Annotated in this window: 24 protein-coding genes and 1 tRNA gene; 6 read left to right on the top strand and 19 right to left on the bottom strand. The window is 52.8% G+C overall.

Features of this window, described 5'->3' with window-relative positions:
• Positions 1 to 64: 64 nt before the first annotated feature.
• Positions 65 to 1,267 (bottom strand): NAD(P)/FAD-dependent oxidoreductase, encoded by a 1,203-nt coding sequence (locus tag SH467x_RS01920; RefSeq protein ID WP_482369631.1) that lies wholly within the window; start codon positions 1,265 to 1,267, stop codon positions 65 to 67.
• 519 nt (positions 1,268 to 1,786) lie between these two features.
• Here SH467x_RS01920 and SH467x_RS01915 point away from each other — a divergent pair.
• The 4 genes from SH467x_RS01915 (at position 1,787) to SH467x_RS01900 (ending at position 4,593) form a co-directional block, all read left to right on the top strand.
• A complete protein-coding gene (locus SH467x_RS01915) occupies positions 1,787 to 2,284 on the top strand; it encodes a YciE/YciF ferroxidase family protein (protein WP_482369630.1) in 498 nt (165 codons plus the stop codon).
• A gap of 71 nt (positions 2,285 to 2,355) precedes the next feature.
• The gene (locus tag SH467x_RS01910; RefSeq protein WP_482369629.1) at positions 2,356 to 3,180 is read left to right on the top strand and encodes an alpha/beta fold hydrolase; all 825 of its coding nucleotides are present in this window, start codon (positions 2,356 to 2,358) and stop codon (positions 3,178 to 3,180) included.
• A gap of 57 nt (positions 3,181 to 3,237) precedes the next feature.
• Positions 3,238 to 3,963, top strand: a complete 726-nt coding sequence (locus SH467x_RS01905) for a hypothetical protein (RefSeq protein WP_482369628.1) — start codon at positions 3,238 to 3,240, stop codon at positions 3,961 to 3,963.
• Between the two features lie 147 nt (positions 3,964 to 4,110).
• Positions 4,111 to 4,593 carry a DUF1579 domain-containing protein gene (locus tag SH467x_RS01900; RefSeq protein WP_482369627.1) on the top strand — a complete coding sequence of 161 codons (483 nt, stop codon included), beginning with the start codon at positions 4,111 to 4,113 and terminating at the stop codon, positions 4,591 to 4,593.
• Positions 4,594 to 4,610: 17 nt separating this feature from the next.
• Here the strand turns inward: SH467x_RS01900 and SH467x_RS01895 are convergent, their stop codons facing one another.
• Positions 4,611 to 5,306, bottom strand: a complete 696-nt coding sequence (locus tag SH467x_RS01895) for a nuclear transport factor 2 family protein (protein ID WP_482369626.1) — start codon at positions 5,304 to 5,306, stop codon at positions 4,611 to 4,613.
• Between the two features lie 8 nt (positions 5,307 to 5,314).
• On the opposite strand from SH467x_RS01895, the gene SH467x_RS01890 reads away from it, so the two are divergent.
• Positions 5,315 to 8,512 (top strand): protein kinase domain-containing protein, encoded by a 3,198-nt coding sequence (locus SH467x_RS01890; protein ID WP_482369625.1) that lies wholly within the window; start codon positions 5,315 to 5,317, stop codon positions 8,510 to 8,512.
• A gap of 24 nt (positions 8,513 to 8,536) precedes the next feature.
• Here the strand turns inward: SH467x_RS01890 and SH467x_RS01885 are convergent, their stop codons facing one another.
• The 3 genes from SH467x_RS01885 to SH467x_RS01875 all read right to left on the bottom strand — a co-directional run bounded on the left by SH467x_RS01885 (position 8,537) and on the right by SH467x_RS01875 (position 10,549).
• Positions 8,537 to 9,448, bottom strand: a complete 912-nt coding sequence (locus SH467x_RS01885) for a 3-methyl-2-oxobutanoate hydroxymethyltransferase (protein ID WP_482369624.1) — start codon at positions 9,446 to 9,448, stop codon at positions 8,537 to 8,539.
• Positions 9,449 to 9,515: 67 nt separating this feature from the next.
• Complete coding sequence (locus tag SH467x_RS01880; RefSeq protein ID WP_482369623.1) at positions 9,516 to 10,151, bottom strand: CatB-related O-acetyltransferase; 636 nt, start codon at positions 10,149 to 10,151, stop codon at positions 9,516 to 9,518.
• Positions 10,152 to 10,195: 44 nt separating this feature from the next.
• Positions 10,196 to 10,549, bottom strand: a complete 354-nt coding sequence (locus tag SH467x_RS01875) for a hypothetical protein (protein ID WP_482369622.1) — start codon at positions 10,547 to 10,549, stop codon at positions 10,196 to 10,198.
• 163 nt (positions 10,550 to 10,712) lie between these two features.
• On the opposite strand from SH467x_RS01875, the gene SH467x_RS01870 reads away from it, so the two are divergent.
• On the top strand, positions 10,713 to 11,111 hold the full coding sequence (locus SH467x_RS01870) for a CoA-binding protein (protein WP_482369621.1): 399 nt from the start codon (positions 10,713 to 10,715) through the stop codon (positions 11,109 to 11,111).
• 46 nt (positions 11,112 to 11,157) lie between these two features.
• On the opposite strand, the gene SH467x_RS01865 is transcribed toward SH467x_RS01870, so the two are convergent.
• From SH467x_RS01865 to SH467x_RS01800, 14 genes are all read right to left on the bottom strand, one after another.
• The gene (locus tag SH467x_RS01865; protein ID WP_482369620.1) at positions 11,158 to 11,367 is read right to left on the bottom strand and encodes a carbon storage regulator; all 210 of its coding nucleotides are present in this window, start codon (positions 11,365 to 11,367) and stop codon (positions 11,158 to 11,160) included.
• A gap of 1,355 nt (positions 11,368 to 12,722) precedes the next feature.
• Positions 12,723 to 13,205: a phage terminase small subunit P27 family gene (locus SH467x_RS01860; protein ID WP_482369619.1), complete on the bottom strand. Its 483-nt coding sequence runs from the start codon at positions 13,203 to 13,205 to the stop codon at positions 12,723 to 12,725.
• Between the two features lie 167 nt (positions 13,206 to 13,372).
• Positions 13,373 to 14,632 carry a phage major capsid protein gene (locus tag SH467x_RS01855; protein ID WP_482369618.1) on the bottom strand — a complete coding sequence of 420 codons (1,260 nt, stop codon included), beginning with the start codon at positions 14,630 to 14,632 and terminating at the stop codon, positions 13,373 to 13,375.
• Positions 14,633 to 14,737: 105 nt separating this feature from the next.
• Positions 14,738 to 15,301, bottom strand: a complete 564-nt coding sequence (locus SH467x_RS01850) for a helix-turn-helix transcriptional regulator (RefSeq protein ID WP_482369617.1) — start codon at positions 15,299 to 15,301, stop codon at positions 14,738 to 14,740.
• The gene (locus tag SH467x_RS01845; protein ID WP_482369616.1) at positions 15,298 to 15,531 is read right to left on the bottom strand and encodes a helix-turn-helix transcriptional regulator; all 234 of its coding nucleotides are present in this window, start codon (positions 15,529 to 15,531) and stop codon (positions 15,298 to 15,300) included. Before SH467x_RS01845 ends, SH467x_RS01850 begins: the two co-directional genes overlap by 4 nt.
• Positions 15,528 to 15,668 carry a hypothetical protein gene (locus SH467x_RS01840; protein ID WP_482369615.1) on the bottom strand — a complete coding sequence of 47 codons (141 nt, stop codon included), beginning with the start codon at positions 15,666 to 15,668 and terminating at the stop codon, positions 15,528 to 15,530. The genes SH467x_RS01845 and SH467x_RS01840 overlap by 4 nt, the downstream gene beginning before the upstream one ends.
• A gap of 24 nt (positions 15,669 to 15,692) precedes the next feature.
• Entirely contained in the window at positions 15,693 to 15,824 is a 132-nt protein-coding gene (locus SH467x_RS01835; protein ID WP_482369614.1) for a hypothetical protein, read from the bottom strand.
• A 38-nt stretch (positions 15,825 to 15,862) separates the two neighbouring features.
• The gene (locus tag SH467x_RS01830; protein WP_482369613.1) at positions 15,863 to 16,084 is read right to left on the bottom strand and encodes a hypothetical protein; all 222 of its coding nucleotides are present in this window, start codon (positions 16,082 to 16,084) and stop codon (positions 15,863 to 15,865) included.
• A gap of 12 nt (positions 16,085 to 16,096) precedes the next feature.
• Positions 16,097 to 18,721, bottom strand: a complete 2,625-nt coding sequence (locus tag SH467x_RS01825) for a primase-helicase zinc-binding domain-containing protein (RefSeq protein ID WP_482369612.1) — start codon at positions 18,719 to 18,721, stop codon at positions 16,097 to 16,099.
• Positions 18,718 to 18,858 (bottom strand): hypothetical protein, encoded by a 141-nt coding sequence (locus SH467x_RS01820; RefSeq protein ID WP_482369611.1) that lies wholly within the window; start codon positions 18,856 to 18,858, stop codon positions 18,718 to 18,720. The genes SH467x_RS01825 and SH467x_RS01820 overlap by 4 nt, the downstream gene beginning before the upstream one ends.
• 76 nt (positions 18,859 to 18,934) lie before the next feature.
• Positions 18,935 to 19,189 carry a DUF1580 domain-containing protein gene (locus SH467x_RS01815; protein WP_482369610.1) on the bottom strand — a complete coding sequence of 85 codons (255 nt, stop codon included), beginning with the start codon at positions 19,187 to 19,189 and terminating at the stop codon, positions 18,935 to 18,937.
• Between the two features lie 124 nt (positions 19,190 to 19,313).
• Positions 19,314 to 19,826 (bottom strand): hypothetical protein, encoded by a 513-nt coding sequence (locus SH467x_RS01810; protein ID WP_482369609.1) that lies wholly within the window; start codon positions 19,824 to 19,826, stop codon positions 19,314 to 19,316.
• Positions 19,827 to 19,939: 113 nt separating this feature from the next.
• Positions 19,940 to 21,157 carry a tyrosine-type recombinase/integrase gene (locus tag SH467x_RS01805; protein ID WP_482369608.1) on the bottom strand — a complete coding sequence of 406 codons (1,218 nt, stop codon included), beginning with the start codon at positions 21,155 to 21,157 and terminating at the stop codon, positions 19,940 to 19,942.
• 141 nt (positions 21,158 to 21,298) lie between these two features.
• A tRNA-Gly gene (locus SH467x_RS01800) sits at positions 21,299 to 21,371 on the bottom strand.
• Between the last annotated feature and the right edge of the window lie 34 nt (positions 21,372 to 21,405).

The following is a 21,405-nucleotide window of genomic DNA, read 5'->3' as shown; positions in this document are numbered from 1 at the left end:
TCTCAAAAATGGATGCAGGCCATACGGTGAAAGAGGGCGTTGATTCGAAAATCGGCAGGACGAACTAGCGTCCGAACGCAAACAAGTCCGCATCGGGGGAGTCGCCATGTTGGAGGAACTCCAGAATCATCGTTGCTGCGATTGCGCTAAAGGTGATTCCGTTCCCTCCGAAGCACAGGGCCATCAACGCGTTCGGAACCTCGTCGGTTCGACCAATATAAGCGAGACCATCCTTGGTTTTACCAAACGTCCCAGCCCAGCAGTAGTCAGTCTTCCATTTCCATTCGGGGAATAGCGCGCGAACCTTCTTCTCGATAATTGCGGCTTTCTTATTGATTGATCTGTCACGTCTCGAAGGGCTATGGAATGCGTCATCTTCTCCGCCCACCAATAGACGATTGTCGTCGGTGATGCGCAAATAGAGATAAGGCTCCTTGGCCTCCCAAAGAATCCAATCGGCACTCCAAGGGGCAGTGTCCAGCATGGGTTCCGAAACGAGGGCGTACGTATTATCGAGATTGACAATTGGTTCGCGGATCATCGTCTTGGACTCGTAACCGTTTGCATAGACGACGTGTTTTGCCTGGATATTGACCTTTTCACTTGTTAGCAGATCCGTCTCGGTGCCACGGGTTTTGCGGCTGACGATTTCCGTACGGTCAAATACTCGGCCGCCGCGTTGTACGGCTCGATGGATCAAGGCATGGCTCAATCGGTAGGGATCGCATGAGGCGGCTTGTTGGCTCGAGAGTGACGCTTCGCCCTCCAAACCAAATCGCTCCTTCGTGGATGTCTTGTCGTGGTAGAAGACGTCCAAGTCGATCGCTTTCCTGGCTCGAGCCTCCTTGGCTAGTTTCCATGCAGCTTTCCGCGTGTCCGCCAAGTAGATGCTCGTTCGACGCGCGAAACCTACGTCGACATCCAGGGATTTCGCGAGTTGCTCAAGCATGTCGATCGATTGATGGGATAGCGTGTAAGCACGCGAAGCTCGCTCCTCGCCGATCAGCGCTTGCATGTCCGTCAGGGATACATCGATCTCGTATTGCAAAAGCGCTGTGCTTGCAGAGGTGCTACCGCTGCAAACGTCGCGGCGATCGACGAGAACGGTCTCCAATCCAGCCGACGACAATTGATCGAAGAGGATCGCGCCCGTAATACCTCCTCCGACGATAAGGACTTCGCATTGGATGTTCTGCGCAAGCGATGGATAGCTATGTATCATGCCGTTTTTCAGCAACCAAAATGGAAAGTCTGAAGTCAGTTTCACTTAGTTTCCTTTCTGCTCATCCCGGATGCCATTGTTTCGATTCGGCACTCCATACAGGTTGCGTGTCGCAGGTTGCGTGCCAGAAGATACGGCTGGTACTGTTCAGTGCGCTGCGCAAGGGGCGTCCAACGTTCAATCGCTGCATGAAGTTCCAACCATCCCTTTCGATTGTCGCGAAGAACCATTGGTGGCCGAAAAATGATTCCTGAGCGATCAGTAAGGCAGATAGACGACCAGCTTGATCGTGCGACGCGAGAGATGTGGTGAAGATCGATGTACGAGATCGGGAATGGTATCCATTGAATGTAACGGGTTGATTCGTGGACGGGTTGAGTCGTAAACCCTGCAGAGCATTTAGCGACTGCGACTATCGACACGCAATCCTCGCAAGGATCGGCACACGGTTTGCGAATGGCATAGGTGGCTTGAGACGAACGCGTTGCGGGTGCCGCAATCTGCAAAGTGCTCGGGTCGATCGGCGAATTCACCTTCCCCATGTAACTTGACGGAGCATCGGTCATGAAACTCGATTCCTTGGAAAAACTTTACGTTCACGAACTCAAAGATCTTTACAGCGCAGAAAACCAGCTGTTGGAAGCGTTGCCGCGGATGGAGAAGGCAGCGACGGACAAGGATCTTAAAGCGGCGTTGGCAGACCATCTGAAGCAAACGAGAATGCACGTGAAACGTCTTGAAAGCATCTTCGCAGGTCTCGACTACCAGCCTGGCGGGCACAAATGTTCTGGGATGGAAGGGTTGATTAAGGAAGGCGAGAGCCTGCTGGAAGGGGACGCCGACAGTAATGTTTTGGATGCCGCCCTGGTTGCAGCGTCTCAGAGGGTGGAGCACTACGAGATGGCAGGATATGGGACCGCGCGTGCTTACGCAGAAAAGTTGGGTCGCCAGAAGGATGCGGATCTCCTTCAAGAAACGCTCAACGAAGAAGGGTTGTGTAATCAAGCGTTGACGAGACTTGCCGAGCGACGGCTGAACTTCATGGCCATGGCGCATGCCTAGTATCTGGTAATCGTTCAGCTGCCATCCAACCATCCCTAAAAACCTTACGCAACGACAGGATCCATTCCGCCATGAAACGTATCCATCTTCATATCCAAGATAGTGGTGGACAAGGAACGCCGATCGTCATGATCCACGGTTTTCCGCTGTCCCACGAGTCCTTTCAGTATCAGTTCGATGCGTTCCGAAGAGCGGGGTTGAGGCCTGTCGCCTATGATCGTCGCGGGTTTGGTTCGTCTGAGAAAGGCAATGGTCCTTACGATTACGATACCCTTGCAGACGACTTGGAGCAGGTATTGGTTGAGCTTGGATTGCATCAAGTCGTCTTGCTCGGTTTCTCGATGGGGGGTGGTGAAGTCGCACGCTACGTTTCGCGACATGGCGAGGAACGTTTGCAAGGGCTTGTATTGGCAGCGTCCGTGACCCCTTATATGGCGGAGACCCCAGATAACCCCAAGGGGCCATTGGACTCCGCGACTGCAGCCGAAAAATTGGCTGCATTGCAGAAAGACCGCGACCGCTACTTCGAAGGCTTTGTCAATAAATTCTATGAAGTATCAGGGGATGTTGTGGTTGGAAAAGAAGAAATACAAAAGGCAATTGCCATGTGTCAGGAGAGCGATCCTGCGGCTGCGATTGCATGTATGAAGTCCTTTTCTACGACCGATTTTTGGGACGATCTGACCGAGGTAACGATTCCTACGTTGGTCATTCATGGTGATTCGGATGCAGTCGTCCCTTTCGAAGGTTCGGGGCAGCTCACGCATGCGGCGATTCGCCATTCGGAGCTTGAACTCATCCCTGGTGGACCTCACGGCATCAACGTGAGTCACGCCGACCGTTTCAACGAGCGAATCATTGCGTTTGTTCAAGCGGCGGTGGGTGAAAGAGTCTGATGCCTTCGTGGTGGTATGGGAGCCTGTTGGATCTGCTAGCCGACAGAACGGTTCTAAATGACTTCGCATCATCAATTACCTGAAAATGTATCGGAAAGCTCCCGAACGATCGTCGTCTCCTATTTGAGCATACGACGTGGGATCGGGTACATCGGACTGCTGCTGCCTCTGCTCCTGGGGCCAGTGGGTCAATTGGTGGGGATACAGATTCAGGACAACATGAGCAGCTATTACCACACGGTTCTGCGTGACGTTTTCGTTGGCTCGTTGTGTGCGATAGGTGTCTTTTTATTTTGCTATCGAGGGTACGATTGGATCGAAACATGGACGGGCCGAGTAGGAAGTTTTTTCGCGCTCGGGGTCGCACTCTGCCCGCTCGATGCGAACAGCGATCCACTATTTCAGACGACCTTTGTGGGTTATGCTCACACGCTCTTCGGAGGTGGATTCTTTTTAACGTTGGCCTTCTATTCCTTGTACCACTTTCCAGTTGAGCCAGAGGGACAGCGAGCGAATGTCCTGTCGCGCATCGACTATGAACGGAACCTTGTTTACCGTTTGAGCGGAGTGGTCATCTTAGTTGCGTTGCTCACGATGGGCGCGTATCTATTTCTCATGCCTTGGAGTTGGCGTTCGTGGCTCAATGACTTCAATTTTCTATTCTGGACCGAATGGGTGGCTGTCTGGGCATTCGCTGCAGCTTGGTTGACCAAAGGTCGTGCCATTTTCACCAGTATTGTTCTCGATATCTTGTCAACCTCGCGCGTCTTCGTTGGTCGGTAATCACATGACGACCATTTTCCCTCTTGGAAATCGAACGGCAGGCGGATAGACAGGAAAATCGGGTAAAGTGTGTTTTCTTTGTCGATTCTTTCGCTGCTAGATCGACCAGTATTCAATTTTCGAACTCGAGGACACGGAGTATTTTCAATGTTTGCAAAGCCTCAAGGTGAGCATCTATGGCTAGAGCAATTGGTCGGTACTTGGAGATTTCGGCACACCTGCAAAATGCCGGACGGCTCGGAGTCAACGGAATCTGGCACGATGGTTTGCCGGACCCTTCATAGCATGTGGTTCCTGGCAGAATCGAGTGGCGACGTGTCATCGGACACGACTCCATGGTCCAACCTCCTCACGGTTGGATTCGATACGGAGAAGAAGGAGTACGTGGGGACGTTTATTAGCTCCATGATGTCAAGTATTTGGTCATATCGCGGAACGATGGACGAATTTGGCAAGAAGCTCGATCTTTATACCGAAGGTCCAAAATTCGACGGAACCGGAATCGGCAAATACAGGGACACTATCGTTTACGTCGACCCAGATAACTGGCTTTTTCTGAGCGCACTTCAAGGGGACGATGGTGACTGGGTGCAGTTCATGGAATCCGAGCAAAAGCGAGTAAGCTCGTAAGTGGTCGACAGCTTTGGTCAGGGGGTTTTCAGAAACGGGACCCACTGGATATCTTTGGGGTGTTTGTCAGGATCCAAGCGGGTGGAATGCATCAGCTGGATTTGCCAGCGATTATCCTTTTGGATCATGACCGCGCTTTCGAGCCAGACAACGGTCCGCGTCGCGTCGTCTCGCTGAATTTCCGCTTTATTCCAGTAACTTACCCACGCCATATTGCCTTGCTGTCGAGCGTCGATCTGGCGGAAGAAATTCTTTCTCTCGTAGGGTTTTCCTTTGGGTTGGACTGCATCGATCAGTTTCTGCATGGTCCACACTTCACCATGTTCGAGCAATTGAAAGTCGTCGGTTGATGTCTGCTGCATCGCCTCTCCATCGTGTTTGGACATCGCGGCAAACAGTTCCTTCACCGGCTGAAATGCGGGATGATCCCCCGCCTCAGCCATCTCGCACAACGATAAAACGCCGAACAGCCACGAGGCGACGAGCAACCTTGGTTGCACCTTTCTACCGATGATCACGAATTCTGCTCCCAGGAAGTAAATGGTTGGAGGACGCTCGAAGCATTCTACATGGTGAGCGTGCTGGGAAATGGACAAACCTGTATCATGTTCCCAGGTGGTGGGGTTTGGGCGATTCGAAACGGTACGGTCGCTCGGGTCGCCACTGCACACGGACTTGTTTGCCTCAGTTTGTCCGCTTACTCGCTTTTTCACGGGTTCTCATGTCCAACCAACCATCTGATCAGTCGCCCTTTACTCCAAAAGGAGCCAACGAGGTTCGCAACGTACTCGACGAGACAAGTGGATTTGATTCCCAACCCAAGGCCGACGAGACGAGCGCGTTTAGTTCCCAAACGAAACAATCGGAGAATCTGGAGCGCACTGGACGAAAGCAACTTCGCCAGATTGCTGGCTACCAGTTGGGAGAGATGCTGGGGCAAGGAGGTATGGGACGCGTCTTTCGTGCAGACGATTCGACAGGGCGGTCGGTCGCTCTCAAGTTGTTGTCGCCTGATTTGGCTCGTTCTCCTGAGGCATTGGCAAGATTCAAACAGGAGGGATTGATCGCCAGCCAGATCAACCATCCGCATTGCGTGTTTGTTCATCGAGTCGACGAGGACTCCGGCATTCCGTTTATTGCGATGGAACTGATGACCGGACAAACTCTCAAGGATCTTGTTCTCAAGAGAGGCCCGTTGCCTTACGCCGAAGCGGTTCGCCTGATCCTCCAGTGCGTGGATGGGCTTGTCGAAGCGCACACGCTGGGAATGATCCACCGAGATATCAAACCAGCCAACTGCTATCTCGATGACGATGGGAATGTGAAGATAGGTGACTTTGGATTGGCCCGATCACTTGTATCAGACTCAGAGCTAACCCAGACAGGTGCCTTTCTCGGTACGCCTCTGTTTGCTTCCCCGGAGCAGCTTCTCGGACAAACGGTCGATGCCCGAAGCGATATCTATTCGCTTAGCGCGACGTTGTATTACTTGTTAGCCGGAAAAGCACCTTTCGAATCTCCACACGCCGCGCAAGTCATCGCACGAATCGCTTCCTCGGATCCTCCCAGCTTTCGATCGGCGGGTATCGATGTTCCTCCGCAGCTCGAGCAGATTGTGATGAAGGGGCTTTCTCGCGACGCATCCAAACGCTACGCGAGCGTTGCTTCGTTGCGTAGCGATCTGCAAGCGATCATCGAACCGGTGCCAGAACCCACCTCCCTATCGCGTCGGTCGGTGGCGTGGCTGTTGGACTACTTCATTCTGACATCCCTCATCGCGGTCCTGATGTTCTCCTTGTCTGACCCACGTGAATTGCAGCAGAAGTCGGTTTGGACGAATGTCTTGGGGATGCTCGTCGTCTTCGCGTACTATGTTTTTTGTGAGTCTCTCTTTTCCGCGACGCTTGGCAAGGCTGCGCTGCGTGTTAGGGTCGTCGATGCCAAGACGGGGGGGAAACCGCGCTTTTGGAGAATAGTGACTCGAGCCGCCTTCGCCATTTTTGCTTCCAGTTTCGTCTTCCTTGCCGTGAAGATCATTTTTCCTGAGATGCATCCTGCGGTGGAAGGGTTGTTGATCGGAGCAACGTTTCTTCTGAATATTGCCATCCTCTGTGCGACTTGGACCTACACCGGGCATCGGCAGCTCACGAACGATTGGATTAGCGGTACCGAGTGCCGTACGCGAACGGGATTGCGCGCAACCGCTCGTTCCGTAATTGATTTGCCGGCGTGGACGCTACCCATTCGAGCCCCAGAGATATCTGCAGAGGGCATTCCGTCCCAGCTTGGTCGGTTTGAAATCACGGGTGAGATGGATTGTCAGCCGTCGGATTCGAATGTCCGATGGTTTACAGGTGTGGACAAGCAACTAGAGAGAGCGATTTGGATCGCTTATTTAACAGATCCAGCAGCGTCATTCGATGAACGTCAAATTCATAAACCCAAGTCCTTCCGATTGCGTTTCATCGAAGAAGGTTCAACGCCAAAGTGCCGATGGTTTGCATTCGTCGCTCCTGAGGGTATGCCCATTTTGGAATGTACGAAACAGGGGACCCAATTTCCGTGGCCAATTACCCGTTCCATGCTGGGAGAAGTAGCTGAGCTATTCGATGCTTCTGCCCCGTCACCTCGTTCCTCTGCATCGGGGTTAGGTCTACAAGTCGGGAACTTTCAAGGGATCGATGCAAGACAATTGTGGGTGGATTCTGCAGGGCGACTTAGTCAGGTCGACCTTTGCGTCTCTCAGGATAGTTATTCGGACCTTGTCTTGTTGGTTTCCAAATTGGGGCTTCCACCGCGCCATCGACTTCGGAAAAAAGCTGGATTTACGGGTGGTAGTGGTTCGTTATTGCCAATCGAGTCCCTTCCTCCGCTGAGCGGGATGCGGCTGTTAGAGCAGATTGGATCTAGGGCCAATGCTCCGACTTCGGCCGAGCTGAAGAGCATGCTCGAGAAAGTGGACAAGCAATCGCATGAGCTGACACCGAGCTCGCGATTCGTCTCGGCAGCAGCCTCATTGGGATTGATGTCGCCATGGATGTTCCTCGCAATCATTATGCTGGTCGTTCCTTCTGTCATCCTGATGGCAGACGGACTGTACAGAGAGATTCGCCGATTGAAATCCTTAGCGGTATACGTCGAGCAACCAAAACTGTTTTCAGACTTCTGGAAATTCGCCACCGAGGAGCAGAGGTCTTACTGGAGCGATCCAAAGAATCGAGAAGAGATTCAAGAAGCGTTAGCGCTTCAAACGGATCGAATGGCAGTCGCGCTAGATCGCGTGGGTTCGCTGGAAAGGATGATCTTGACAAGCATCCCCAATTTGAACCTCGAAGCTCCGCCCATTTTTGGTTCGAAACGGCTGGAGCAACTCCCCGCAGAGCAAGTGGAAGCAGGGGAGAGCGATGCCGGAGAACGCAATGCAGAGGATCCGATCAAGATAACGGCGGGGCCCATGAATGTTGTGGAAGTGACATTCGGGCAAGAGCAGATGGATTCGGAGTTGGTTCAATCCATTTTGGGGAGTGTGGAACGGAGCAAGCAGCTGCCGAAGGCGAAGGATCCTGTACCCGATTTATTAATCGTCGGGATAGGAATGGCAATCTGTGTGCTTTGGACCACTCTCACCTTTGGCGGAATCACTAAACACTTCACGGGCATCTGCTACCTGCGACGCGATGGCCGTCACTTGGGAATTGTACGAAGTTTGTGGCGAGCGGTTCTACTCTATGTTCCGATGCTTCTTTTGGTGGTTGCGATTTCATATTGCAACCAGTTGGGATACGACTACCTCGGATGGGGAACCGTTTTGAAGAGAGTTTTTGTAGTCATCCCATTGGCCTATTTGGCAACGACCTTGATCTGGTATCGACGGACACCTCTGGACGTTTTGTCTGGAACGGTGGCTGTTCCTCGTTGAGTTTCAACAAACCGACTGCATCCGTTATTGGTCTGGATTGCTTTCCAGGGATGCAAGGAATTGATCGATCAATCCATCGGGAGTTTTGACGATATGTTCAGAGCCGGGGAATCGTCCGTTTTTCACATCGGAAATGAAATCACGGAAACCTCCGACGCGTTCTTGTTGTATGGCTTGCTCCATGGCGTAAAGGTTCCGGTACTGTTTGGTGTGTCGTGGAAAGGGAGGAGCATGATTTCCCAAGATGTCTTCGGCGAACATGAACTGGATATCTCCGCCACTACCAGCGCCAATCGAGGAGGTCACCAGACAGGTGCGGCGCGAGATTTGGGTCAGCAGATCGGCCGGAACGACTTCCACCTCGACGGCCCAAGCCCCTGCCTCTTCGAAGGCTTGAACCTGCTGGAAAACCCATCGTGCCTCCTCGATCGTCTTTCCAACCGCCTTGAGGCCACCGGTCCAGGTGCTCAGTCGGGGGACCAGGCCAGCGTGTGCTTGCACTGGAATTCCGGCATTTGCGACCGCTCGAATGAGTTCTGGCCCCCACTGACACATGATTCCGTCGGCCCCGATGTCCATCGCATCGTACCCCGCACGAATTGCTTCGGCCGCAGTGGCGATCTTGGTTAAACCGATACAGAAAGTCATGAAGGTATGGGGTGCAGCGTGACGGATCGCGATGGCATTGGCCGGGTTAGCGGGATCGAATTTGACCTTCATCAAATCGATGCCAGCTTCTTCGGCAGCCACAGCCTCGCTCGTCGTAAAAGGCATGGTCTCGGTGAGAACGGCTTTGCCTTTCAAGTCTTGCAAATGTTTGACGGTGTAATTTCGCAATGCATAGGCCCCGCCGAGAGTCATGGTGCGATGCAATCCTCGTTGGTGGGCATCTCTCGGGGGCATCGCATTAACGGAGGATGGTTGGTTCGGTCTCATGGATGGGGATTTCTGTCCGAGAGGATTCTTCGCTGAGTGGAATCGTCGCGGATGGATGGCGACGCCCCTACTGTGCGATTTTAAGCGAATCGATGTCGGCGCCCACGATGGCGGGTAGATTACGAGTGATTTTGTCGATAGGCCAATGCCACCACTGAATTGCCAGAAGCTCGCAAACGATCTCGCTCGGGAATCGCTGTCGGATGACTTTTGCAGGATTCCCACCCACGATCGAGTAGGGAGGGACGTCGTTCACCACGACGGATCTCGATGCCACGATGGAACCATCCCCGATCTTGACGCCTGGCATGATCAACGCGTCGTAGCCTAGCCAAACATCGTTTGCGATTACCGTATCGCCCTTGTAGGGCATGTCTCCTGCTGCGGGTGTGGCAGACTCCCATCCATCCCCAAATATGAAAAACGGAAAGGATGAAAAGCCGCTGATTTTGTGATTGGCTCCGTTCATAATGAACCGGACATGACGAGCCAAGGCACAGAACTTTCCAATGATGAGTTTGTCCCCGAGGAATGGAAAGTGGTACAGCACGCATTTAGATTCGAAGTGCTCAGGTCCTTCCGGATCGTCGTAGTACGTGTAGTCACCGACTTCAATCATTGGGTTCCGAACCAAAGGCTTGAGAAAGCCGACTTGTGGAAACCCAGGCATGGGATAGGGATTGTTCGGTGATGGTCCGTTCATCCATTCGTTCCTAAGTCATGCGAAGTGTCAAGTTCTCCATCGTATCATGCGTTGCCACGCATGCGTTTCCAGATCTTTTTTCCGCTCCGTTTATCGAGTCGGACAAGCTGATGTCTTCGAGTATCCAAGGTCCTTAGTTTGCCGCTAGCTCGTTTGGTATACACGAACGGTAGGCATACCGCGAGTACCTTGAAAGGCTCGCCTGCGTCCACCGGGAGATAACGTAATCGAATCAACTCATCCTTTGGAGACGCAGTCGAGTCACAACACCAAAGAAACGATGGTAGTTCGATCATTTCGATTAGGGCCGTTACGAAGTCTCCCTTTCTAAGGTCTTCGCCAGCGATTCGCGCAGCAACATTTGTGTCGCATACGGATGGGGCGGTGTTGGATTTCATGGACCTACCTTTCGCGGTTTGGGCGTGGAGCGTGTAAATTAGGGCAAGTAGTTCATAGGAAGACAGAGTTCCCTCTGCCCCGTTGGTTCGCCGGATTCTCTTCGGTCACGAAGATTCTTCCCATATGTGCACGATCCAGATCCTCCAAGGCAACTTCGATCCCATGAATCCATTCGAAGAGTTTTTGAATGCATCCAACTTCGCAGTGGCTGGTGCGTCGCGGGAGCGATCAAAATATGGCAATCAAGTCTTCCGTGCTTTGCTCGCCTCGGGGCGCACGGTTTATCCACTCAATCCGTCGGCTGTGGAGATCGAAGGCCAGACGGCATTCGCATCCATTTCTGATCTACCAGATGCCCCCGAGTCTATGTCGATCGTTACCCCACCGCACATCACGCGTCGAATCGTCGAGCAAGCGATCGCGGCGGGCGTGAAGAACCTTTGGATGCAACCTGGAGCAGAAGATGAACAGGCTGGTCGAGCCGCTCGGGAAGCGGGGCTGAACGTCATCGACGATGGAAGTTGCATTCTGGTATTGCTAGCTCGCGAGAAACGGCGTTGAGTTGTCCGACGAAGTGCGAGTAGAGGCGGCGTACCGGCTGCTGCATTTAGCAAGCCACCAGCAATCCATCTTCCACGACGAGTTCGACGATTGGTTCGCAAGTTTGAGTCCGATCCAGCTCTCCGCGAAGGACCTTGACGTTGGATGGGGCGACGATGCCGAGCGATATTCGGTTGCCTTGGATTTTCACGACTTCAACGGTGATGTTGCCATCGATTACCAACCGTTCACCCACTTTTCGACTTAGAACTAGCATCTGGATTTTTCCTTGCTCTCGAATGTTGCGGCATTGCGGGAATCGTTGGTTTGCCGCGTCCCAACACATTCTTTATCAGCCAGGGAGTTGACACCTTAGGTCCAAGCTCGCCGAAATGAGGAAAGAAAATGGAACTTCGGCTGCAAGCAAACGGTTCGGGACCAACTCCACGATCCTCCTCGTCCTCCGCGGTTGGCCATCACCGGTTTCATACCAAAACAGCGAGAAAGATAAACTCTAGGTAGAGCTCAGGAGCACCGGAACGAAGGAGGACTTACCGCGGAGATTGCGGAGAAGCGCGGAGAGAAGAATGATGAGGAATGGGAGATGCCCATTTTTGGGGTAATGTCCTGCTTGCTCGATCGCGTTGCGTTCTTAATCCCGGTCAGGACCGCAGTGAATTGCACAGCGTAGCAACGCTGGGAAGACCCAAAGAGCGGGTGAAGGGATTCGAACCCTCGACTTTCAGCTTGGGAATTGCCCTAGTTCGTTGGTCTTTCTGCTGAAAAACCCAATCGAATTGACGTTTTCCAGGGTATCCGATTGCGATGCAAGTTGCAACTGTCGCATCGAAATACAGTATTTCGGTATTTGTCGGTAACCTTTCGAACCTGCGAAGCGTAAGTAGATTCGCCTCTCACCCTGGAAATCTCCACGCCAAGCTATTTCCTGACGTGCAACTTCGGTGCACTGACTGCATACCGAAAAAACACCCAACCACCCGCTGCACCCGAGAACGGCACCTTTGGCAACTCGCGTGCGCGCGTGGATGTCTTCTGTTCCGGAAAATTTACCGGGACAAGAAACCGGCTGGACTGCATCTTGCTAATGCCAAGATCAGAGAGCCTGGTAACATCTTGTGACCGGGGGTCTCCGTTATGCAACTCCATCTCTGCAAGCAGCACTCCCGCCTTGCGTTCAACTCAGCCACTTCAGCAACGCTGCCGTTAATTCCGCCAACTGGCGGATTTTCTTTCGATGGACGCCCACGCTTCAACGTCGCCATCATGGTGACACGTCTGGTCACGCTGACTTCAATTCCTTGAACGGTCGCCGTTCTGACAGCAAACAATCGGGTGCGTCTTGGGGATGAAACACGGCTTGACCTTGCTCGACTCTACGCCGCATCGATTCGATACGCTCGATGCTCCCCGCTGGATGTCCGCATGGTATTCCTAGTGGCGGCTCGTAGTCACTAGATTCAAAACGCTTAAGCTCTTCCCATGTCCAATCGCTACGCCAAGCCATAAGCCACCCCCGCAAAGCTTCCAAAATCGATTCTCACGCACCCGATGCGATTATTGACATATCGACTACAAAGACAAACGGAACGCTTTGCGGTGGCGATGCGGTGGTTAGTTCGCCATCCGATCCATCAATTCGTCGAACGGGTCGGGTCCATCGTCCTTTGGCGCTGCGATGATCCTAGAACGCGCCGACGGTGTTAATCCTAGCTCACTCATTAGCTTTGCCATTCGCAACATGCACCCTGACAGCTCGATACAAGCGGGATTTCTCATAACGTCGCCGTTGGTCTTGGTCACGGTCGCACCCTCTTTCTGAACGGATGCCAACGCTTTGCGGTACAGCGAGTAAGTGACGCAATAGGATTCCACTAGATCGCTGTCGATGGTGGCAAGAATCCCAGCTCGATGGAGTTGCTGACATAGATGGTCCCATTTCGCCTTGGCGATCGGGTCCGCTTCGATGGTGGACGGTGCTGTCGGGATCCCATAAACCACCCGAGGTGCAGCGTGGTTCCGCCTCTCTGGGTGCTTCTCAAAGGATCCTGATGCTTCCTTCGCTTCCTGGCTTAACGGTTTGCGTCCTCGAACCATGCGATGCACCCTAGAAAACGTCCAATTTTGGAGAAAATCATAGGCGGGATTCAATGGGTCGATGTCCACCATTGAATGCAGATTATCACCACCCCCCTACCACCAGCTCCCCGAGCGACTCGAAAGGAAGTGAAAGAATCGCCCGAGGAAACTGGTAGAGAGATGGCTTAGGAGGTGATGCCTTCCAATCGATGAAACGCATTCACATCAGTAACCTGGAAGTCACCACGCCAAGTAAGCTTTAGCCTCACTTGGTGACGCTCGAATGTTTCGCCAGCTTCAAAGCTGATCTCCAAGAGTGGTTGTTGTCTCACTCCAAAGATGGCATAGCGGAAGTCACCCACCAATGCCTTAGCCAACTCGCAAGAGGTGGTAGGCAGCATGGAGACACCTTGCAGCGATGGTGGTGCATCGGTCCAGGTATCGACACCGAACGTCGTAACGAGGTCACCATAGATCTCAGGATTCAAGATAGCTGCGGTAGGCTCATGGTTTCGCACTCGAACCGCTGTTGCTGCGGTGTGAAGGTCAGCCCACTCGATCGCTCCAACTGAGGTTGTGCCGCTATTGGCGATGTCGGAACGGTTCAACAGCCCATCGAAGTTCGCTGAACCATTGCCCGCCAAAGCTCGCTGGTCGATCGCTACAGCAAGCGACCTTGCAAGCACATCAGCAATCAACTCCGCTGCGTTGCTCGCGTCTGCGGCCAACTCTCGCGACATGGTGACATAGTTACCAATAGTCTTTGCCGACAAGCTGATTTGCCGCAAAGTAACTTCTGTTCCTGGGAACTTTTCGTTCTCAGCCTTCTCAACAAACTCGGGATCGCTTGCAACTGCAGCAATCAAGAGCTCTTTGGTCGGCATGACAACGGTCGAGCATCCAGCTTCGATCATTCTTGCCTTGGAACGTGCAAGGTCGACCAATCCGGCCCACATAGCAGGGGTCAACAAGTAACCACCGTTGGGATTACTCCCAGTGGACATGGTGTTGCGCACCTCATCGGAGTGCCAAGACTTCAAACCGCTGCAAGCTGCTTGAACGAGCTCGCCAACGAGATTGGCATTAACACCAGGCTCGGAAATCATCTGCTTCGCCGAGAACGCTTTCACAACGTTGCCGTTGCTGTCTCGAAACTGCTTAACACCACCGCCGCCATCTCGCACCCATCGAACATCGAAAGGGTTGTCTTTGTCGTAGACAGGGCGTCCGTGTTTCGCCATCAGCTCATCGGAACGAATACGCTCGGCTTTGATGGCGTTAGAGAGCTCCCGCTGTGCATTCTCGATCTTTGCGAAAAGAGAATCAAACTCGGCTTGCTCCTTCTCGTCTGGAGACCGACCCTCAGCCTCTACCTTGTCGAGAATCGCAGCGGCTTGGCTTCGAAGAGTTTCTATTTCATTGTTAACTGTCGTTGAATTTCGCATTATTTAATCCTCGTTTTTTGAATGTTAAAAACTAACCCTATCTATTCAAAAACTCCGAGTTGCGTGCTAACAAGTCCGCATTGAACCGATCGCTTTTGTTAAGTCTTACTGTTCCTGCATGGTGGCGAGTGCAGCATATACACTCGATTCCAGCCACCTTGGATGCCGTGGGGATAAATACACTGGTTCGGGTAATATTCCACGTTCAACCAGTTTCTTGACGTGCGCATCGTCAACCGAAAGGATCTCGGCAACGTCACGCTTTGTTAATACCCGATCGCTGTTCTTCGCTTCCAATACGAAATGCAACGTCAACCGCCAACGGATTGCTCCGAGGAAGTCCCGAATTGCCCTGGGGAACTCCTGCGATGCCATCGCTTCGGCAAACATCAGCACTTGGGATCTCTCATCGAAGCTCATTCGATCGATCGGCAACGCCAGCAGCTTAGGCTCGATGCGCCCGTCTGATGATCGCCTGGTCGCCTCATGAACCAGCTCGTTTCTAAGCCATGCCATGAACGCAACGGGTAGCTTGCTTCTCTTGAACGACTCCGCCATCGTCTTGGCAAGCGATCGCAATTCCTCATCCGTCAAAGTGGTCAACGTACCGACGGGATGCTCGGTCGTGATCTCGGTATCGGTGAATGGAAACGGCTCGGCGGTGCTCATGATTGAATCCTATCGATGGAATCGTCGGTAGTAATATCTGCAGCAAGTCCCGCAGAATCGATTGAACAAAATTGAACAGGTTTTTTATGCAGCCACTTTTCAACGTCGGACTGTAACCAACGCTTACCGAACCTAGGTTCGGGAAAGTCGCTTTGCCGCCTGAGGTTGTAAAATCCAGTCCGTGAGATGCCAAGCATGAAACACACTTGGCGGATGGTGAGAAGCTTCATTCGTCGCCTCGCTTGATACCGATGCATTTCAATCCGTAGCTTCGCAAGAGGCATTTCAACAATCTTCGCAACCGCTGCCAACCGTCTGGCTCGTTCGGCGGGTGCGATCCAGTTTCCAACGTCAACGTAATGATCATTCCGACTCCTTCCGGTGGTCACGGTTATTTGAGTATCGCTGTCTCTGCGATGTCAGCGAGTGCCGGTGCGATCTTCTCAAGAACGAGTGCCAAGCGATCGATTGCCGCTGTCAGTGCTTGGATCTGTTCGGGTGATGGTAGTTTCTGCTCGGTCATGTGTTTGTTCCTTTCGTTGTCTCCGAATGTAGATTTGTTCAACGCAAACTCCTTTCGATGTCGTAGGCTCTTAAAACCTCTTCCCGTGTCGTCGTCCCGTCCTCGATTGCTTCCAGCAAGTACAGAAGCGCCCCCTTGTGGTGACGAATCACGTCGACCAGCTCCCCAGATACCTTGCTGGCGTCGGCGTCGAAACGAATCGATTCGCCATCTGCCGTTAGCTGAACGCCTATTGCCCAACAGAAAACCAAGAAATTCAACGGCGTCCCCATTTAGACCACCCCGCTAACGCGTCTGTCGGTGGAAACCGTGTAGGGTTGGTTTGGTTGGTTTAGTGGGTTTGATTTCACTTGCCCCGTATACGTATACGCATTTTGACCCTCTTCTAAACCGATTGGTTCAATTTCGGTCCGTGTATAGACCTCCGCTGTATCAAACCCACCTAACCCACCTAACCCACCCCCGGTGACCTTCCATCGCTTGATTCCACCCCCGGCGTTTTCAGACTCAATCCGCTTTCCGTCGACGATCCGTCCTTTGACCGAGATTAGCCTTTTGCTGAATCGCTTGGGAATCGGTGATCCGCCGCAAATCTCGGTTACAACGTCCACAAGCAACGGGACTTGGTCGGGATAGGATTTCAGCAAGTCGAACAGTTCTCGAACCGTCTTTCCCTTGCCTTGTGGGTCGGCTTCTTCAATCGCACCGATCAACCTTCGGACGCTGTCTTTGGTTTCGTCGGACTCGGCAACGGAACTCCGCGTCGAAAGTGGGTCCGCCAATCCAGCCCAAACGATCGAACCGCGTATCGTCGCGGTCCACGACTCGAACGAACCCCAACCCTCGCTGTCCGGTCTTGGACAACCCGCAACGAAGTAGGCTCGAACGAACGTTAGCGCGTCTACCACAAGTCGCGGTCGATTCTCTCGGATCCACTGCAGCAAGTCGGAATGGCGAAAGTCTGTTCTCGCTTCCGGCGTTTCCGTTGCTGGCTCCAATCGAATCGGTAACACTCGCCTTGCCGTGTCGGTCCCGAATTGCAGATTGTTTCCGGTCGCTATCCAAATAGTCTTTGCTGGGATGTCGCCGGTCGTCTTTGATTCCCCAAGGATCCGATCTTTCCACGTTGTCGCCGTTAGCAACGCGTCCAACTCGGCACCGCGTAGCGTCCTGTCCACGTTATCGAAAACGTGACATGGAGCGCCCTCGATCAACAAACTGGTGATCTGCTTTGCTAGTTCTTCCTCTTTTAGTGGAAAGCCCTTTTTGGAAACGCCATGCCCGTATGCAAGCAACGTTGCCGCGTCTGCCAATAATCCCTTCCCGCTTCCCGCTGTGGTCGCTGTAATTGCGAACAATGGAATGCACCCGTTAATACATGGTCTTGCCACAAGCGAAAGTAAGAACGCAAACCATGCGGTTCGGTCCGAATCATTAACAAACGGAAAGTCGGTTATTACTTCCTGAATCGATTCCCATGCTGCAATGGCGTCCTCTTTGGTAGGCTTGTCCGGAATAGTTGGGTATTTATCGTTCGGGTGATACAACATCCCGGTCGACTCATCCCATCCAGCACTTTGAATAATGCTCCCGTCGCTTCGTAAAGTTGGCGTTTGGATGATTGCTGTAAGTGATCGAACCTTTCCGCTGTACTGTCCTCGATTAACAATCGAATCGACCAACCATTTCGGCGGTCGCTCTGGTTTCAATACAACGTTTCCATCCTTGTCGACTCCTTCGGTCTGCAATTGGCAGCATTGGGTTATACGCTCGCGGACAATGGCACCCGGCATTTCACAAATCTTTAATCGTCCTCGCGTCTCGGGATCCTCCGATTCGACGATATGAACCAACGCACCGCCGCGAACGAAAACCTTACACTTCTCACGAATGAATTTCGGGATCCAGTCGGAAGCCCAACCGAGATTCCCCAAGTGTTTAACCACCTGGTCCGATACATATGCTTCGTTTAGCAATAACAGGACTTCCGGTCGGGTGTCTTTGCTTGGCTCTGATTCGGTCGGCGTCCACGCTTTCGATTCTTCGATTGCTCGTTTGACGGCGTCGGCTCCACGCTGTCGCAGAACGTCGCGGGTGTCCTGACCACCTTTCTCGACAACCTCACCCGGTAGCCTTGCAATGCGAACGCTTGCCGCGATTCCCACTAAATAGGATCCGGTCTTTTGTGCGCCCCAATGTCCTGCCGTATCGTTATCCGGAACGACAATAACGTCGCATCCTTTGAACAGCGAACCGTATGCTGCACCGATGACATTGGTCGGCAATCCGCAGACGTTTGGATAGCCAAGCCCAATCAATGCTGACGCATCCTTTACGCCTTCAACCAGCAACCACAATTCTCCCGGCTGTGGTAATCGACCGGGAAGGAATAAACCTGCTGTGCCGCCGCGTGGTAGCTTTCCTTTGTCCCCCGGCCACAAATCGAAATGGGATTCTTTGTTGCCTTTGCTGTTCCAAACTGGGATCCGAACAACGTTTTGTTTCCCTCGCTTGGCTAGTGTCGGCTCGAATAGCTTGAACGCGTCCAACGGCATGTGTTTATCAATACAAACCTCTTCGAGTAAATCTCGCTTCGGCGCGTCGGTCGTTTCGGTGGAGACTCCCAGTTCGCTCGCTAGCTGCTTGATCGCTTCGCTGTTCTCGATGCCGTTAAACCATGCGAATGTCCCAATTCCGTCGCCGGATCCTTGCGGTAGGCAATGCCGACAAAAGACCTTTCCGTTATCGTCGAACTCGCGGTCGATGTTGAATCGATCTGTTCCGTTACACTTCGGACATGGTTGTCCGCCGTTATCATCGCGATGCAACGGCAATGTAAGAATCGAACGCCATCGACCATGCGCGGCTTGTTTGATCTGTTGAACCAGATAGCTCATTCGCTCACCTCCTCATCGATGGTGAACGCTTCCGCTCGTGCCGCCTGGCACTCGCTGCAATCGCATAGTTGCGGTAGCCCTGTGCAGATGGTGCACTGGCATGTTTCGGAATTGTCTTTGTCGGCTTCATGCGCCATAATGGAGACTCCTTCGGGAATGAGGGAAACAAACGTAGCGAAAGACCCCATCGGAAACGGTGGGGTTTTTCGTTTGCTAGGAGAGAGATGCCTTAGTAACGGCGATGATGTATCGATGGATGGCTTGGCTGGATGTAATCCAAGAGTTGCCAAGCTTCACGGCTTCCAGCTTCACACCTTTGGTCCCTCGAAGGATCCATCGATGTATGGTCGCTTTGTCTGGTCGCTGTCCTGTGACTTCCTGAATCTGGATTCGCGCTTGCGGAAGTGTTAACACGTCTTCCGTAAGAACCCGCCTCACAATGTCTTCTGCGTCAATCGTTTTGGTCATAAAAAAACTCCCCTGTGTTCTGTTGCAATGCCTGCGACACGGGGAGTTTTAGAAGTGAAGACAGCCAACTTAAAGAGTCGAATTGCACAATCCTTTGCACGCTGGTCCAGTGTGCAAAAAATAGTTATCGGCGTCCGCCTCTGAGCCAGTTTTCTAGCGCGCTGAGCGAGATTCCAAGCTCCTTTGCAACCTTGATTTTGTTGCCATCGTGAAGGTCCATGAGGGTGTCGGCTTCGAGTTTCCGCATAGCCCAATCGGTAACACGCCTTTTCTTCACGGACTCGATCCGTCCACTTTCCTGAGAGATTCCATTCTCCGCTGCATGAAGCGTCCAACGGTGCACTTCGTTGTTAATGGTCATTCCTGCACTGATTAGAGCGAAAACAAGCTCGTGATCCTCTTGCGAGAACTTGCCGACGAAGGATCGAATGTTTCCAAGTCGCAGAAGTCGAGAATCAATCTCGGTGTCGATCGCTTCGCTGTCGTTGGGATGGTCCGCTTTCCACTTCTGCCTGCGCCACTCATTGATGCGAACGAGCGCATCGATCAGCTCGAAAACGCCATCGATGTTGGCGGGACAAAACACCTCTGGTTCCTGTCCATCCAAGAATGATGGCTTCTCCCAAGGTTTTGGCATATTAGATACTCCATTTTTGTGAAGTCGCTGCTAGTCCCGCCGAATCGAATGGAGTAACGAATCGGTGAGACTAGCGCGGGGTTAATTACTCCCCTGGCGACAATAGAAAGATTCTACAGCTTGGGTGCCGCTTTCGCAGCTTCAATCGCTTTGACTTCCGAGACCGCTGCATAATGCTCGGTCATGTCGGCTCGTGCGTGTCCGCCGAGTGCCTGCGCCGCTTCGATGCCAAGAGCTTGGCGAACCATCGTGAGGTTGAGGTGACGAATCTGGTACGGAACCCAGCAAGGGACCTTGGCACGTTGTGCAGCTCGTGCGATCGCTTGGCGGTAACTTTGGGAAGTGTACTTTGGTCCCGCTTTGAGAGTGCCTTTGACTGGCTTGTAGGAGCCGTATCCTTTCCGCTCGGAACTCAGCTTCGCTCGGAACCAGGAGTCCGCTTCCCGAGGGGAGAACAAATAGCTTTCCGCATCCCTGTTGAGGTAATCAGTGATCGCCTCACGAGCGTCTCCGAGGATCGGAATTGCTCGTGTCTTCCCTCGATGCGTGTTTTTGTGCTTTGCTGGACGGTAGAACCACGTCTCCCCGCTTCGATCGATGTCGCATGGGCGCATGGAGCATACTTCCTCTGGTCGCATCCCCGTTGAAAGCTGCACCCGTAACATCGACTTGATGATCGGACTCAACTCCTTTGCCGTCTTGCGGACAATCTCAATGTCGACTGGTTGTCGCTTGGGGTTTTCCTTCCCGTCGCCATATCGCAATGGCTCCACGCTTTTGAGTCTCGACCAAGCCGACTCGGTCACCATTTCCTCCGAAACACCCCATTTGAACAGCCTGCACACCTCGTTTGTCAAACGGTTGATGTACCCCCGAGTCTTGTTTTCGTCGGCAACCCAACGTCCTCGCTGGTCTTTGAGTGCCTTGGGTCCAAACTGCTCAACTTTTAAGTTGCCGTAGTGGGTATCCAGGTCATCGCACACACCGACAATCCTGGCGATCTCTCCACGAGCGTGTGCGTATTTCTTCCTCACGAACGTGCGATACGCTGCGGTGACGTGTCGGATGGTCAACGGCTCGTTTTCGCAATGAACGGACTCGTCGGCGGATGCGAGAAGCAATCGTGACTTCTCGTCGACCGCTCGGATGTCGAACCCGTCTGGTAGCCGCAATCCGTTGGCTTGGTATTCCGCAATGAGGACTGCGTAGCGAGCGAGAGATTCGGGTGATCCAGACTTCCCGAGGTAGTAATCTTTGCGGTCGATGGTGACAACAGCTTGCCCGCTGATGTGGAACCGCATGGACGGAAGCGACGTTTTTTGACGTGCCATGAGTGAAACTCCTTACGTTTTACCTACTCGCTGTACTGCGTAGCTAGTACAGTTTTTCGGTAGTCTCGAAAGGGTCGCACCTCAAAGTGAGGGTATCGCTAAACGCGATCCAACCAACAAAAACACAGGTAAAACTCACAAAGCGGGTGAAGGGATTCGAACCCTCGACTTTCAGCTTGGGAAGCTAACACTCTAGCCACTGAGTTACACCCGCATCGTCGCTAATATACCCGGTTCTCGCTTTCGCT

Origin of the sequence: Brakhagea slesvicensis, assembly GCF_052161625.1 — a bacterium.
In the GTDB taxonomy this organism is placed as follows: Bacteria; Planctomycetota; Planctomycetia; order Pirellulales; family Pirellulaceae; genus JBKCUI01.
This window is presented reverse-complemented; position numbering and strand designations above follow the sequence as displayed.

Bases quoted from the DNA above. Each gene is read 5' to 3' on its own strand.
- SH467x_RS01900 (WP_482369627.1), top strand. From the start codon at position 4,111: ATGTTTGCAAAGCCTCAAGGTGAGCATCTATGGCTAGAGCAATTGGTC.
- SH467x_RS01835 (WP_482369614.1), bottom strand. From the start codon at position 15,824: ATGACCGAGCAGAAACTACCATCACCCGAACAGATCCAAGCACTGACA.
- SH467x_RS01805 (WP_482369608.1), bottom strand. From the start codon at position 21,157: ATGGCACGTCAAAAAACGTCGCTTCCGTCCATGCGGTTCCACATCAGC.
- SH467x_RS01840 (WP_482369615.1), bottom strand. From the start codon at position 15,668: ATGATCATTACGTTGACGTTGGAAACTGGATCGCACCCGCCGAACGAG.
- SH467x_RS01910 (WP_482369629.1), top strand. From the start codon at position 2,356: ATGAAACGTATCCATCTTCATATCCAAGATAGTGGTGGACAAGGAACG.
- SH467x_RS01860 (WP_482369619.1), bottom strand. From the start codon at position 13,205: ATGGTTCGAGGACGCAAACCGTTAAGCCAGGAAGCGAAGGAAGCATCA.
- SH467x_RS01870 (WP_482369621.1), top strand. From the start codon at position 10,713: ATGAATCCATTCGAAGAGTTTTTGAATGCATCCAACTTCGCAGTGGCT.
- SH467x_RS01825 (WP_482369612.1), bottom strand. From the start codon at position 18,721: ATGAGCTATCTGGTTCAACAGATCAAACAAGCCGCGCATGGTCGATGG.
- SH467x_RS01845 (WP_482369616.1), bottom strand. From the start codon at position 15,531: ATGAAGCTTCTCACCATCCGCCAAGTGTGTTTCATGCTTGGCATCTCA.
- SH467x_RS01865 (WP_482369620.1), bottom strand. From the start codon at position 11,367: ATGCTAGTTCTAAGTCGAAAAGTGGGTGAACGGTTGGTAATCGATGGC.
- SH467x_RS01880 (WP_482369623.1), bottom strand. From the start codon at position 10,151: ATGAACGGACCATCACCGAACAATCCCTATCCCATGCCTGGGTTTCCA.
- SH467x_RS01915 (WP_482369630.1), top strand. From the start codon at position 1,787: ATGAAACTCGATTCCTTGGAAAAACTTTACGTTCACGAACTCAAAGAT.
- SH467x_RS01855 (WP_482369618.1), bottom strand. From the start codon at position 14,632: ATGCGAAATTCAACGACAGTTAACAATGAAATAGAAACTCTTCGAAGC.
- SH467x_RS01820 (WP_482369611.1), bottom strand. From the start codon at position 18,858: ATGGCGCATGAAGCCGACAAAGACAATTCCGAAACATGCCAGTGCACC.
- SH467x_RS01885 (WP_482369624.1), bottom strand. From the start codon at position 9,448: ATGAGACCGAACCAACCATCCTCCGTTAATGCGATGCCCCCGAGAGAT.
- SH467x_RS01850 (WP_482369617.1), bottom strand. From the start codon at position 15,301: ATGAGCACCGCCGAGCCGTTTCCATTCACCGATACCGAGATCACGACC.
- SH467x_RS01815 (WP_482369610.1), bottom strand. From the start codon at position 19,189: ATGACCAAAACGATTGACGCAGAAGACATTGTGAGGCGGGTTCTTACG.
- SH467x_RS01810 (WP_482369609.1), bottom strand. From the start codon at position 19,826: ATGCCAAAACCTTGGGAGAAGCCATCATTCTTGGATGGACAGGAACCA.
- SH467x_RS01890 (WP_482369625.1), top strand. From the start codon at position 5,315: ATGTCCAACCAACCATCTGATCAGTCGCCCTTTACTCCAAAAGGAGCC.
- SH467x_RS01905 (WP_482369628.1), top strand. From the start codon at position 3,238: ATGACTTCGCATCATCAATTACCTGAAAATGTATCGGAAAGCTCCCGA.
- SH467x_RS01875 (WP_482369622.1), bottom strand. From the start codon at position 10,549: ATGAAATCCAACACCGCCCCATCCGTATGCGACACAAATGTTGCTGCG.